This window comes from Lacrimispora sp. (genome assembly GCF_032078915.1).
GTDB lineage: Bacteria > Bacillota > Clostridia > Lachnospirales > Lachnospiraceae > Lacrimispora.
The window spans coordinates 25,110-37,902 of record NZ_DAMAUN010000057.1; the positions used below are offsets into that span (position 1 = coordinate 25,110).

The following is a 12,793-nucleotide window of genomic DNA, read 5'->3' on the forward strand; positions in this document are numbered from 1 at the left end:
CAGAATGCAAAATTCATTGACGGCGGATATTTGGGAGTACTTGAGTGGACAGGCGGAATCGCTTCAAATGCACAGACACTTGCAGATAAAGGAGACGAACTTATCGTAGCACCCCTTCCAATGATTGACGGAGCGGTATTTAAAGGTACCATGGCAAAACCGTCACTGACATTTGCAATCTCAAAGAACTCCAAAAACCCAAAAGAAGCGGCAGAATTCCTGCAGTATATCTTAAATGATCCGGAAGGCACCAAGCTTATGGGTTCAAAGAGAGGTATGGTAGCATCTAAATCTGCAAAAGCCACACTTGAAGCTGACGGACAGATTACAGGAGCCGTAAAGCAGGCTTATGATTTCACAGATGAAGCAGAAGTTATCAACAACTCCCCTATCTTTGAAGATGCCGTATTTACAAGTTCCTTTGAGAGCAATTATGAGAAATATGAATTGGGCGCAAGTACCGTAGATGAAGCGGCTCAGGCATTCTTTGATGAAGCATCCGCTCAGGTTGCAAAGCTGAAAGCAGAATACGGGAAATAAATAGAGAAAAAGCTGTCTGATTCCTTATTGTCAGTCTGCCGGAAAGCAGGTGAAGGATTCACCTATATAAGCTGGATCCTTTCACCGCCTTCGGCGGCCGAAAAACGTCAAATCTGATATAGGAACTTATTAACTATATAGCTCTTAGTGGCTATATCATTATTAGCTAGGAGGAATTTTTTTGAAAAACAGCAAGATCGGGCTTTTGTATATTCTCCCCTGGATAATTGGAATGGTTTTTCTTACGTTGTATCCGTTTATTAATGCACTTTTTATCAGCTTTACGGATTACAACCTGGTCAGAGAACCCAATTTCATAGGATTTGCCAACTATGCAAAGCTATTTAAAGATAAAGACTTTTTAGGCACGCTGAGGCAGACACTGAAATATACAGTAATTACAGTGCCTTTGCAGCTTGCATTTGCACTTTTTATTGCGTTTATCCTGAATTTTAAATTAAAGGCTATTAATTTCTACCGGACGGCATACTATGTTCCCTCCCTTCTGGGCGGAAACGTGGCGGTTGCCGTATTATGGCGTTTTTTATTCCAGCAAGATGGATTTGTTAACCATTTTCTTGGTATATTCGGCGTGAGCCCTGTAAAATGGCTGTCTTCCGCATCCGGAGCTATGGCTGTTATTGTCCTTTTAAAAGTCTGGCAGTTCGGTTCCGCCATGCTGATATTCCTGGCGGCTCTTAAAGATGTGCCTCAGGATCTCTACGAGGCTGCAAGTGTGGACGGAGCTACGAAATCTTATTCGTTTTTTAAGATCACGATTCCATTGATCACACCCACAATTTTCTTCAATTTGGTCATGCAGCTGGTCAACGCGTTCCAGGAATTCAACGGACCTTACCTTATTACGAAGAAAGGCCCTTTAAATTCTACTTACCTTACCTCTATGTTCATATATGACAATGCTTTCCAGCTTTTCAATATGGGTTATGCAAGCGCTGCCAGCTGGGTACTGTTTCTCATCATCGTATCTGTTACGGTAGTGTTATTTGCTACCCAGGATCGCTGGGTATTTTATTCGGATAAGGGGGAATAACATGGCACGGACAATTTTGATCAGCGAAGTCGAAAGACGCAGAAGAAGAAAGAACATAATTAATGCTGCTATCAGATATACCTTACTTACAGTAGTGGCCCTGGTTATGATTTATCCCATCATCTGGCTTATGGGAGCTACATTTAAGACGAACAATGAGATATTTACGTCAATAAATTTCATACCGAGCAAAATAGACTTTACACCTTATATCAATGGCTGGAAAACAAGAACGAAATTTACGTTTACCACGTTTTTCTTAAACACATTCAGTTTTGTGATACCTAAAATATTGTTTTGCCTGATATCAAGTACACTGGTGGCGTATGGATTTGCCAGATTCAATTTTCCGTTAAAACGGATATGTTTCTCCATACTTATGGCGACAATGTTTTTACCGTCAGTCGTAACCAGGATACCGCTGTATATTTTATGGAAAAACCTTGGACTTTTAAATACCTATGTACCTTTGGTAGCACCAACCGTATTTGCCAATGAACCGTTCTTCGTATTTATGCTGATCCAGTTTATGCGTTCCATACCGACGTATTTAGATGAGGCGGCGACGATAGACGGCTGCAACTCATTTGGAATTTTGACGATGATACTGCTCCCTGCATTGAAACCGGCACTGATAAGCTGCACCATCTTTCAGTTCGTATGGAGTTTCAATGATTTCTTAGGCCCCCTGATCTATGTGACGAGCCTTGCGAAATATCCCGTGTCACTGGCTCTTAAGATGTCGATCGATCAAAGCAGCGGTATTGTGGAATGGAACCAGATCCTGGCGATGTCGTTCCTGGCTCTGCTTCCTGCACTGATCCTGTTCTTCTGCTGCCAGAAGTATTTTGTAGAGGGAGTGACCAGTTCCGGAGTAAAAGGATGAGCAGCTTTTGTGTAACCCCATACATCTCAGATCATGCGGTTTTGCAGAGAAATGAGTTTATACCCGTAAGAGGTACGGCAGATGCGGGAGTGCGGGTAGAGGCTATGTTCTCAAAGGAAGATGAGGGTGCCGAATTTATAGAAGAGACCTTGACGGATGAAGACGGAAACTGGAAGCTTTTGTTTATGCCCATGCAGGCAGGGGGGCCCTATTCTATTTCCGTTACATGCGCAGGTGAGAGAAAAGAATTTTCCGATATCTATATAGGAGATGTCTGGCTTATGTCCGGTCAGTCGAATATGCAGCTGCCTATGCATAGGGTAAGGTATCGTTTTCCGACGGAGTATCGTGAAGACGGTGATCCGCTTATCCGGCAGTTCACTGTCCCGGTCAAGTGGGATTTCAAAGCTCCTGCAGACGAACTGTCGGGAGGGAAATGGGAACGTTATTCTTTGGAGTGTGCCTCTTATTTTTCAGCCGCAGGATACTTCTTTGCGGAAAAATTACGGGAAAGATATCCGGTACCAATTGGTCTTATACTTACTGCAGTGGGCGGCACGCCTATAGAGGCATGGATGAGCAGAAAAGCGCTCGCGGTTTTTTCCGGTAAAGCAAAGGCGGCTGACGAATGCAGATCAGATGAATATGTCAGGAATATACAAAAAGAAGATGAGGAGAGGGCTTCCTCGTGGTATAAGAAATTAGATGAGGCGGATGCGGGGATTTTAGAAGATTGGCTGAATGCCGGTTTCCAGGATACATGGAAAACGGTCAGCCTTACCGATGATTTCCATGCAAATGAAGATTTTGAAAAACCAGGCTCTGCCTGGTTTAAAAAGACTGTGACGATCCCGCCTGAGCATTCAGGCAAGCCGCTTCGTCTCTCCCTTGGGACCATCAAAGATGCGGACTGCACTTACGTTGACGGGCAGTGCATCGGAAATACCACATACCGGTACCCGCCCAGGGAATATCATTTGGAGGGCCTTACCGAAGGGGATCATGAGATTACCATACGTGTGATCGCGGTGTCCGGGGGGATGGACTTCACCAAAGGGAAGTCTCATCAAATAATTTTTGAAACAGGAGAGACGTTGTCTATTTCTGAAGGCTGGAAGTATAAGAGAGGCGCATATGCGAAAGCTCTTATTCCGCCTGTCTTTTTTGAGAGAAAGCCCATGGGCATGTACCAGTCTATGATAGCGCCTCTTCATGATTTTCCTATCTGCGGTATGTGCTGGTATCAGGGAGAGAGCAATGCAGACGACGATCGTTCCTATCCTCAGTATTTTGAGCGTATGATTGAGGATTACAGACGAAAATGGCATATGGGAAAGTTTCCTGTTATTTACGTCCAGTTACCGAATTATGATCTTGAAGATGCAGGAAACTGGGTACGTTTTCGAAATATGCAGCAGAGCCTTGCAAAGCTTCCAAACAGTGCTATGGTGGTTACCATCGATTGCGGCGAATATAATGACCTGCATCCAACAGATAAGAAGACAGTGGGGGAGAGAATGGCTATGGCGGCGTATGAGATTGCATACCATGAGCCGGGAGAGTGGCTGTCCCCTGTATTCTCCCATGCGGAAAGAAAGGGTGATGAGATCATACTTCACTTTGATCATGGGGAGAGTGGATTCACTGTATCAGACGGTAAACCGGGCGGGTTTGAAGTCTGCATATCAAGCGAATGGATCTCAGATTGCATAGATGTCCGGACCCAGGGAGGGACGGTTATTTTGAATGTCCAAAAAGGAAAGACAGTTACCGGAGTACGCTATGCATGGTCAAATAATCCGGGGAATGCGAATCTGTACGTAGTTCCGGGACTGCCGGTATCGCCGTTTGAGGCAGCGATCGTCTGACTGGACGGCAGGAATGCTGAATCCATCGTTGGGGTGGGATTCTTTTGAATCCTGCTCCAATATTGCGTTTTGAACGCTATTTGTTTATAGGTATAAAATATACAGGACCGCTGCGGAGGCGGCCCTGTATATTTTGTTATATCACCAGATTCGTTTAAAAAGGGTGGAATTTATTTTGCGGCCTTCTCAGAATAAACCGTGGTCACAAGTTCCTCATAAGGAACCCGTTCTGTCAATTGTCCGGATTCCTCCAGGATGTTTTCCAGAAGCTCAAAGCTGTCTTTTGCAAAAATCGTATCCTTTTTCCAGGTATCCTGTGCTTTATACCGTTCAATAATGGTTGCAATCGTCGCCACGTCGGTTTCTTTGAACTGGGGCTGGATCACCTTTGCAATTTCTTCCGATGAATGGGAGTTCACATATTCCAGGCCTCTTTGGATTGCATTGGTGAATTTCTGGATGGTTTCCGGATTCTTTTCTAGATAGCTTTTCTTTGCACTGTAAGCAGTGTAAGGAATATAACCGGAATCAACGCCAAGAGAAGCTACAACGTGTCCGCTGCCTTCTTTTTCAAGCCCTGTGGCAAATGGTTCAAATTCCACGGTATAGTCTGCGTCATTGCTGGTAAATGCCGCAGCAGTCAGGCCAAAGTTTATACTCTGGTCAATGGATAAGTCCGTTACAGGGTCAATGCCATTTTTTTTCAGGATATACTCAAATACCATCTGCGGCATTCCTCCGGCTCTTCCTCCAAGTACCTTTTTGCCTTTAAGATCCGTCCATTTAAAATTAGGCTGATTGTCTCTTCCTACAAGAAAGTTTCCGGCTCTCTGGGTCAGTTGGGCGAAGTTGACAGCATAGTCTTTCGAACCGTTGGCGTAAGTATAGATGCTGGCCTCAGAACCCATAAATCCGATATCGGCATCGCCTGATATCAGAGCAGTCATAACCTTGTCGGCGCCGGCTCCGTTGACTAAGGTTAAGTTAATGCCTTCATCTTCAAAATATCCCAGTTCAATGGCTGAATACTGGGGAGCGTAGAAGATAGAATGGGCAACTTCATTTAGTGTGACCGGAGTTAATTCAGATGCCTTAGCTTTTGGGCCGCAGGCAGTCAGGCTAAGTAAAGAAGCTCCGGTGAGTATGGCCGCCAGAAAAAAGTGATAGGCTTTTCTCATAAAATCCTCCTTAGGGAAATCTTAATACTACATTTTATTATGAGAATATGGGAAGGTACTTTGTCTTATGAAATTTTTTTATAATACCGTGACCGTGCCGGTAACCTGATAAAAAAGCGGTCTAATATGTTTTCTGGCCGAGATTCTGCAGCTTGTCAGGGAGGCAGCCAGCATGAATGCAACCAGGAGTAAAGCGATTGCCTTTTTCATATCATTCTCCCTTTCCTAGTATCTCCTATTGGCATTGTATGAGGGGGGCCAGGCTGCGGTTCCGGCCATTTATATATTTCTGTATTTTAGGATGGAATAAGAAGAGAAACTGTGTTATACTGCTATAGTAAAATTTACAAAACAGGAGAAATTCAATGGACTATCGGATGATTGTGCTGGATTTGGATGGGACGCTGACTAATCGGAATAAGGAGATCACACCCAGGACCAAAGAGGCGCTTTTTGAATTAAAACGACAGGGCGGTATTATTGTACTGGCTTCCGGACGGCCCACTTACGGGGTGATGCCCCTTGCCAAGGAATTGGAGCTTCATAAGTCAGGAGGATACATCCTGTCCTTTAACGGAGGGCGCATCATTGACTGCAGAACTGGAGAAACGGTTTTTGCGAGGGAATTGCCGGTGTCCTCAAATTCCAGGATTATCCGCATGGCAGAGGACCATGGAGTGAACATTCTTACCTATGAGGATGATATGATCGTCACTCCCAATGCCAGGGATGAATATGTAGAAAAGGAAGCAGCCATCAACAAGCTGGAAGTAAAAGAAATCCAGGATATGGAGGCTTATGTACAGTTTCCGGTTGTTAAATTCATGATGCTTGATGAAGGCGACTATCTTGCAATGGTAGAGCCAAAGGTAAAGGCGGCCTTAGGGCGGGATTACAGCGTTTACCGTTCAGAACCCTATTTTTTGGAGATACTCCCGAAAGGAGTGGACAAGGCGGCAAGTCTGGAACGTCTGCTTTTAAAGCTTGGCATGAGCAAGGATGAGATGATTGCCTGCGGAGACGGTTACAATGATTTGTCCATGATCCAGTATGCAGGCCTTGGTGTTGCGATGGAGAATGCGGTTCTCCCGGTGAAGAAGGCATCTGATTATGTGACCCTTTCCAATAATGATGACGGAGTGGCTCATGTTATAGAAAAATTTATGCTTTCATGATGTCCGCGAAGGGTGGACTTTACAACTTTAGTATGTTAAAATGCTACTAAGGGCAAAAACAAGAAAAAGGGGATTGAACGATATTATGAATAAAAAGATTAAGACAGATGCGGTAGACCATCTGTTTGAAGCTATTCTAACCTTGAAGTCGTCAGAGGAATGCTATACTTTTTTTGAGGATGTGTGCACAGTCAATGAGCTGTTAAGCTTATCCCAAAGATATGAGGTAGCAAAGATGTTAAGAGAGGGCCGTACTTATCTGGAGATCGCGGAAAAGACGGGGGCGTCCACTGCGACCATCAGTCGTGTGAACCGCTCCTTAAATTATGGAAACGATGGATATGATATGGTGTTTAAGCGTTTGGAAGAAGAAAAGAGAGAAGATTGATAAAAACAGGGACAAGCCGGGTACCGATTCTTGCCCCTGTTTTCATCTGTCATTTTTTCTTTTTTATGTTTATGGGCTCGGTTTCTCTTAAATCATCAATGATCTGCTCGATGATCTGCTTCTTTAAGTACACATCAAAGGAAAGCTCACAGATCCAGGAAAAGAGGTGGAGATATTCCAGGTCATCTTTCTGGAGCCCTTTGCCTTCAAAGGTTTTACCGGCGTGCTCGTATTTATGAAGGATATCCTCCTTGATATGGTCGATTCCGCCTTCTACCTGGGAGAAAATTTCCCGGTAGATATCCTCCAGAGGAATCCCTTCCGAAGAATTAAAGTGCTTTTCCGTAATAGGCTTAAAGAGCTGCTCGATATCATGAAAAGAGAGCAGATTTTTAAAGTAATATATAAATATAAGCAGCAGAATGTGTTCTCTGGAATATTTCTTTTTATTAGGAGCCGGAAGTAAATTGTTCTTGGCATAATTATTGATCATGGTCTTGGTCAGGACCTTGTCCTCCGGATAGCGTTTGGTATCTTTTAAATGCTCATCCATGAAGGTGGTGACCTGATCCATGTACAGATCAATATTTGGAATGGTTTCCGGCCTGATATGGTCTAAGGATTCCAGATGCTTCAGGATGTCCTGCATTCTTTCGTCGTTGGTCTTCATATGTTTTCCTCTTTCCTGCCCATAACTTTAGGCATAAAGGCATAGCTGCAGGGCGCCGACCTTCTGTACGCCTGCTGCTGCACATGAGGGATGATCCCTTTATCATATCATATTATATAGTATTCAATACCAGATGACAAGGGGGAAAAGGGTTTAAAGGACTAAATTTTTTTAAGAATACCTGAAAAAGATTCTTGACTTTTGTGGAATGTGTGCTAATCTAGAATTATCAGAGAAATGAACGAACGAAAGGAGACTCATCATTATGAAAAAAGTATTAGCAACAGAAAAAGCGCCGGCAGCAATCGGCCCATATTCTCAGGGCGTACGCGGGGGCGATTACGTATTTATATCAGGACAGCTTCCTATTGACCCTGCTACCGGTGAATTTGCAGGTGAGGATATCGTATCCCAGACAAAGCAGTCATTGACAAACATCAAGTCCATTCTGGAAAGCGAAGGCTTATCCATGGCTAACGTGGTTAAGACAACCGTTTTGTTAAAGAATATCAGTGAGTTTGGAGCAATGAACGAAGTTTATGCTTCCTTCTTTGAAGGAGAATGCCCGGCAAGAGCCGCATTTGAAGTGGCAGCTCTTCCTAAGAACGCTCTGGTTGAAATCGAAGCCATCGCATATTGCGGTAAATAGTCTTTCCGGGAATTGATTGAAAGAAACGAATGCAGGGAGCAGGATCCTTTGAGATGCTTAAAAGTGTTTCAGAGGGCTTTGCTCTCTTTTTGTATTTCTGTAAACATAAGGCATATGAAAAGGGCAGTTGTAGAAATAAAGGGCTTTTTGCGAAAGAAATGGGTTGCATATTGACGGACATATATTATAATAAATTAGAAAGTCCGATTTTTTTATGGCTATCGGACTGCCGGTTTTCTGAATGAAAGCCCCCTAAGGCTTGCGTTCATCATGAAAATCAGGTCTGAAATTCATATGGAAGCTGGTACTCTAACGATGAAGATTGACGAAACGGCAGAAGAATATCTGGGCCGGATTCCTATGTGGACCAGAAAGAAAAATTCTCTGGAAGATATCCGGAAGTTCCTCTGTGAGATGGGGGAACCGGATGAAGGGATGAAAATTTTTCATGTGGCAGGTACCAATGGAAAAGGGTCGGTATGTGCATTTTTACAGTCTATTTTAAGGAAAGCAGGCTGCAGTGTGGGGACCTTTACCTCCCCTCATCTGATTGAAACCAGGGAACGTTTCTGTATAAACGGAGAGATGGTATCGGAACAGGTTTTTGAAGAAAGCTATGAGACCGTCCGAATGCTTTCAGAGAATATGATGGAAAAAGGATATTGCCATCCGTCTTATTTTGAGTTTCTGTTTTATATGGCAATGGACATGTTCCATAAGACAGAAGTGGATATTGTAATTTTGGAAACCGGCCTTGGAGGAAGGCTGGACACGACCAATGTTATTAAGTCTCCCCTGGTATCGGTGATTACCTCCATCAGCCTGGATCATACAGAATATCTGGGAGATACGATTGAAAAAATTGCATGGGAAAAGGCTGGAATTATAAAAAAAGGTGTGACAGTCGTCTTTGATGGAAACGATGGACAGGCTTCCCAGGTCATCCGCAGCAGGGCAGAGGGGCTAGGTTCCCCTTTCTGTGAAGTGGACAGGCAGGGATATGAGATAACCGGATATGAAGAACAGGGCTGCAAAGCCAGATTTTATAAAACGGAAGGCGATTTTATTGAAGTTACTGTTCCGACCGTAGCTGAATATCAGGTGATGAATGCCTTCCTTGCGTTTAAGGCTCTTGAGGCGGCAGGGCTTAAGGAGGTCATGGACCTAGAGATCACCCGGCCGCAGATAAAGGAAGGAATCGCTCACATGTACTGGCCGGGAAGAATGGAAGAAGTGCTGCCGGGAGTATATCTGGACGGAGCCCATAATCCAGGCGGAATTAAGGCCTTTTTAAAGGCTGCGGCAGGCCTTTGTGAGGCAGGGGAGAAGCGGGCTGATCTTTTGTTTTCGTCAGTATCCGATAAGGATCATGATAAAATGATAAAGGAGATTGCAGGTGTGCTGCCGCTTGATCAAGTGGCGGTGGCTCATATTCATTCAGAAAGAGGACTGGAAACGGAGGTCCTGCTTAAAGAGTTTCAAAGTGCCTGCGGCTGCGGTGTGGAAGGATTTCAGACAGTGGAAGAGGCGGTTTTATACATGCTTCATAAAAGGGATGAAGGGCATCTGCTGTTTTGTGTGGGTTCACTTTACCTGATGGGGGAGATAAAAGCGGTATTAAGGAGGAATGGATATGATTGATTTTGAAGCTGAGATTAACAGTTACAGGCCAAGCCTGGAGGTTGATGCCATTGAAGATGCCATTGTTAGAAGTGATTTGACGGATATGAATGACTTAATGATGGATCTTATAAAAGAAATCAACAAGGAATAGGCGGTTAAAATATGGATTATGAAAGAAAAACCCGGGTAATCGCAAACAGCTATTACAACATGGGGCTGGAACGGGCAAAGCTCAGGGACTTGTCAGGAGCTTCCGAATGCCTGAAAAAAAGCCTCCATTTTAACAAGTATATGACAGATGCAAGGAACCTTCTGGGTCTGATCTATTATGAGGTCGGAGAAGTGGGCGAAGCTCTTGTTCAATGGGTAATCAGCATGAACTTCCAACCAGAAGGAAACCAGGCGGATAACTACCTCGGTGAGATACAGAGAAAATCAGGCATCATGGAGACGGAGCGGCGTGCCGTGAGAAGATTCAACCAGGCTCTGATTTATGCCCAAAGCGGCAGTGAGGATCTGGCGATCCTGCAGCTCAATAAGGTTGTGGAAAGCAAGCCTAACTATGTAAAGGCCCAGCTTTTGCTGGCACTCCTATGCATAGCCAGAGAGGATTATCAGAAGGCTGGCAAAGCCGTTTACAAGGTGTTGCAGATCGACCGCAATCATCCAAAGGCGCTTTACTACAAGTCCTTAGTCAAGGATACGGCCGGAAGTGGAAAAAGTGAGCGGGAGCCGGAAAAAAGAAAGCTGAAAAATGTGCTTTCCCACAGGCAGATGGAAGATGACGATGTGATCATCCCACCAAGCTATCGGGAGAATACCAAGGATCAGGCGGTATGGAATATTCTTGCAGGGCTTTTGCTTGGGGCTGCAGTGGTCTTTTTTCTGGTAATGCCGGCAAATACAAAATCCATAAATGAGATCCATAATCAGGAGATGCTGAAATACAGTGAGCAGTTAAGCCAGGCCAACCAAAAAGCAGACGGTCTTACGGCACAGCTGGAATCCATAGAAGCAGAAAAAAAGACGGCAGAGGCTTCCTTGGCCTCTCTCACCAGTGATTCAGACAGTGTTCTGGCCCAGTATCAGGCCGTGATCGGGATCCTTCAGGCTTATAAGAAGGATGATTTTCCGGCTGCGGTGCGGATTTATGCCGGGCTTAACCCGGATCTCATCGCTTCCGCAGATGTCCAGACAATCGTAGGTGAGATAAGAAAGGATATGGCAGAGAATGGCTGTCCGGTTTTAGAAGGCCTTGGGGACAAGGCGATGGAGGCAGGCGATGCCCAGACTGCACTTGCTTATTACTTAAAATGTCTTGATTTAAAACCAGCCAGCTGGCAGGCTAAATTCAAGGCGGCAGTCATCTATAAGGGAATGGACCAGAAGGAGCAGGCCAACGGGCTGTTCTCCGACATTATAAATAACAGCAAAGATGAAGAACTATCTGCTAAGGCGAAATCAGAGCGAGGTTTTTGACATAATTTACTTAGTGAAGGCAGGCAAAGTGCAGCTTAAGCTTAGTAAATTAGTCGTTCGATGAACGAAAGTGAATCGAACTTCCTTTGTTTTTTTAGCAAATGAAAGACACTACAGAAGAGCAATTTTTTTTGTGGTGTCTTTTTTTCATTTTCCCGGTACGTTTCCGGCGGCCGGGTGGTACTCTTTTTGGTATTACGGGCAGACAATAAGGAATGGAGGAGTATTGCATATGAATCAACCATACTTTACATATGAAGCAGAGGGGCAGACACTGATCGTCCATCTGCCGGAGGAGTTGGATCATCATAACTGTTCAGGGCTTAAATACGAAACCGATTTAATCCTTTCCGAGAACTATATCAGGCGCATTGTTTTTGACTTTTCAAGGACCAGGTTCATGGATTCCTCGGGAATTGGTATTTTGCTGAACAGGTATAAGCAGATGGCTTTAAGCGGGGGGACCATAGCCATCTACGGTGCAGGCCCCCAGGCTCTCCGCATTCTTAAAATAGGGGGGATATTAAAATTAATGAAATTATATGACTCTAAGGAAGCAGCAGTCACAGGTTGAGGAGGAACGTATGTCAGAACAGAATAAACCAGAAATTCTGAAAATGGAATTGGAAGCCCTGTCAAAGAACGAAGAATTTGCCAGAGTGGCAGTGGCAGTTTTTATGGCAAGGTTGAACCCCACCCTGGAAGAGGTGGATGATGTGAAAACAGCCGTGTCGGAGGCAGTTACAAATGCAGTCATCCATGGATATCAGGGGAAGGGAGGAATCATTTACCTGGAAGTGGAGATTGACGGCCAGGAAATTGCCGTAACCGTCAGAGATACGGGTATCGGTATCCCCGATATCAAGCTGGCCATGGAGCCTATGTACACCACAGATCCGGATGGAGAACGGTCAGGCATGGGATTTTCCTTTATGGAAGCGTTTATGGATCAGGTGGAAGTAAAGTCGGCTCCTTTAGAGGGTACTGCCGTAACCATGACTAAGAAGATTAACGGGTGAACCTTATGGATGAGACCATGAGATTGATAGAAATGGCTCACGAAGGAGATAAAGCGGCAAGGGATCAGCTTGTGACCGACAATTTCGGGCTGGTTTGGAGCATTGTACGCAGATTTACAGGGCGTGGTTATGAACCTGAGGATTTGTTTCAAATCGGCAGCATTGGCTTAATGAAAGCCATTGATAAATTTGACTTATCCTATGAGGTGAAATTTTCCACTTATGCGGTGCCCATGATAACGGGAGAGATCAAACGCTTTTTAA

16 protein-coding genes are annotated in these 12,793 nt (G+C 44.5%); 13 read left to right on the plus strand and 3 right to left on the minus strand.

What is annotated here, in order from left to right:
• The 4 genes from RT269_RS19920 to RT269_RS19935 all read left to right on the plus strand — a co-directional run.
• Window positions 1–540: extracellular solute-binding protein (locus RT269_RS19920; protein WP_313185215.1), on the plus strand; the 540-nt coding region annotated here is incomplete at its 5' end.
• 232 nt (window positions 541–772) lie between these two features.
• The gene (locus RT269_RS19925) at window positions 773–1,594 is read left to right on the plus strand and encodes a carbohydrate ABC transporter permease (RefSeq protein ID WP_310579774.1); all 822 of its coding nucleotides are present in this window, start codon (window positions 773–775) and stop codon (window positions 1,592–1,594) included.
• 1 nt (window position 1,595) lies between these two features.
• The gene (locus RT269_RS19930) at window positions 1,596–2,480 is read left to right on the plus strand and encodes a carbohydrate ABC transporter permease (protein ID WP_313185217.1); all 885 of its coding nucleotides are present in this window, start codon (window positions 1,596–1,598) and stop codon (window positions 2,478–2,480) included.
• Window positions 2,477–4,348, plus strand: a complete 1,872-nt coding sequence (locus RT269_RS19935; protein ID WP_313185218.1) for a sialate O-acetylesterase — start codon at window positions 2,477–2,479, stop codon at window positions 4,346–4,348. Before RT269_RS19930 ends, RT269_RS19935 begins: the two co-directional genes overlap by 4 nt.
• Window positions 4,349–4,518: 170 nt before the next feature.
• Here the strand turns inward: RT269_RS19935 and RT269_RS19940 are convergent, their stop codons facing one another.
• Both RT269_RS19940 and RT269_RS19945 read right to left on the minus strand, forming a co-directional pair.
• Window positions 4,519–5,526: an ABC transporter substrate-binding protein gene (locus tag RT269_RS19940; RefSeq protein WP_313185220.1), complete on the minus strand. Its 1,008-nt coding sequence runs from the start codon at window positions 5,524–5,526 to the stop codon at window positions 4,519–4,521.
• 78 nt (window positions 5,527–5,604) lie between these two features.
• Window positions 5,605–5,736, minus strand: a complete 132-nt coding sequence (locus RT269_RS19945) for a hypothetical protein (RefSeq protein ID WP_313185222.1) — start codon at window positions 5,734–5,736, stop codon at window positions 5,605–5,607.
• Between the two features lie 155 nt (window positions 5,737–5,891).
• Here RT269_RS19945 and RT269_RS19950 point away from each other — a divergent pair, with 155 nt between their 5' ends.
• A complete protein-coding gene (locus RT269_RS19950; protein WP_313185223.1) occupies window positions 5,892–6,701 on the plus strand; it encodes a Cof-type HAD-IIB family hydrolase in 810 nt (269 codons plus the stop codon).
• An 85-nt stretch (window positions 6,702–6,786) separates the two neighbouring features.
• On the plus strand, window positions 6,787–7,089 hold the full coding sequence (locus RT269_RS19955; protein WP_025232421.1) for a YerC/YecD family TrpR-related protein: 303 nt from the start codon (window positions 6,787–6,789) through the stop codon (window positions 7,087–7,089).
• A gap of 49 nt (window positions 7,090–7,138) precedes the next feature.
• Here the strand turns inward: RT269_RS19955 and RT269_RS19960 are convergent, their stop codons facing one another.
• Window positions 7,139–7,759 carry a DUF1836 domain-containing protein gene (locus tag RT269_RS19960; protein WP_313185225.1) on the minus strand — a complete coding sequence of 207 codons (621 nt, stop codon included), beginning with the start codon at window positions 7,757–7,759 and terminating at the stop codon, window positions 7,139–7,141.
• Between the two features lie 265 nt (window positions 7,760–8,024).
• On the opposite strand from RT269_RS19960, the gene RT269_RS19965 reads away from it, so the two are divergent.
• From RT269_RS19965 to RT269_RS19995, 7 genes are all read left to right on the plus strand, one after another.
• Window positions 8,025–8,408 carry a RidA family protein gene (locus tag RT269_RS19965; protein WP_313185227.1) on the plus strand — a complete coding sequence of 128 codons (384 nt, stop codon included), beginning with the start codon at window positions 8,025–8,027 and terminating at the stop codon, window positions 8,406–8,408.
• A gap of 315 nt (window positions 8,409–8,723) precedes the next feature.
• The gene (locus RT269_RS19970; RefSeq protein ID WP_313185241.1) at window positions 8,724–10,049 is read left to right on the plus strand and encodes a bifunctional folylpolyglutamate synthase/dihydrofolate synthase; all 1,326 of its coding nucleotides are present in this window, start codon (window positions 8,724–8,726) and stop codon (window positions 10,047–10,049) included.
• Window positions 10,042–10,182 carry a hypothetical protein gene (locus RT269_RS19975; protein WP_166433171.1) on the plus strand — a complete coding sequence of 47 codons (141 nt, stop codon included), beginning with the start codon at window positions 10,042–10,044 and terminating at the stop codon, window positions 10,180–10,182. The genes RT269_RS19970 and RT269_RS19975 overlap by 8 nt, the downstream gene beginning before the upstream one ends.
• 11 nt (window positions 10,183–10,193) lie before the next feature.
• Window positions 10,194–11,510, plus strand: coding sequence for a tetratricopeptide repeat protein (locus tag RT269_RS19980; RefSeq protein ID WP_313185229.1), 1,317 nt, complete (start codon window positions 10,194–10,196; stop codon window positions 11,508–11,510).
• Window positions 11,511–11,742: 232 nt separating this feature from the next.
• Window positions 11,743–12,084: an STAS domain-containing protein gene (locus RT269_RS19985; protein WP_025232427.1), complete on the plus strand. Its 342-nt coding sequence runs from the start codon at window positions 11,743–11,745 to the stop codon at window positions 12,082–12,084.
• Between the two features lie 10 nt (window positions 12,085–12,094).
• A complete protein-coding gene (gene spoIIAB / locus RT269_RS19990) occupies window positions 12,095–12,529 on the plus strand; it encodes an anti-sigma F factor (RefSeq protein WP_313185230.1) in 435 nt (144 codons plus the stop codon).
• Window positions 12,530–12,534: 5 nt separating this feature from the next.
• Window positions 12,535–12,793 (plus strand): sigma-70 family RNA polymerase sigma factor (locus RT269_RS19995; protein WP_313185232.1); only part of this gene is annotated, 259 nt, incomplete at its 3' end.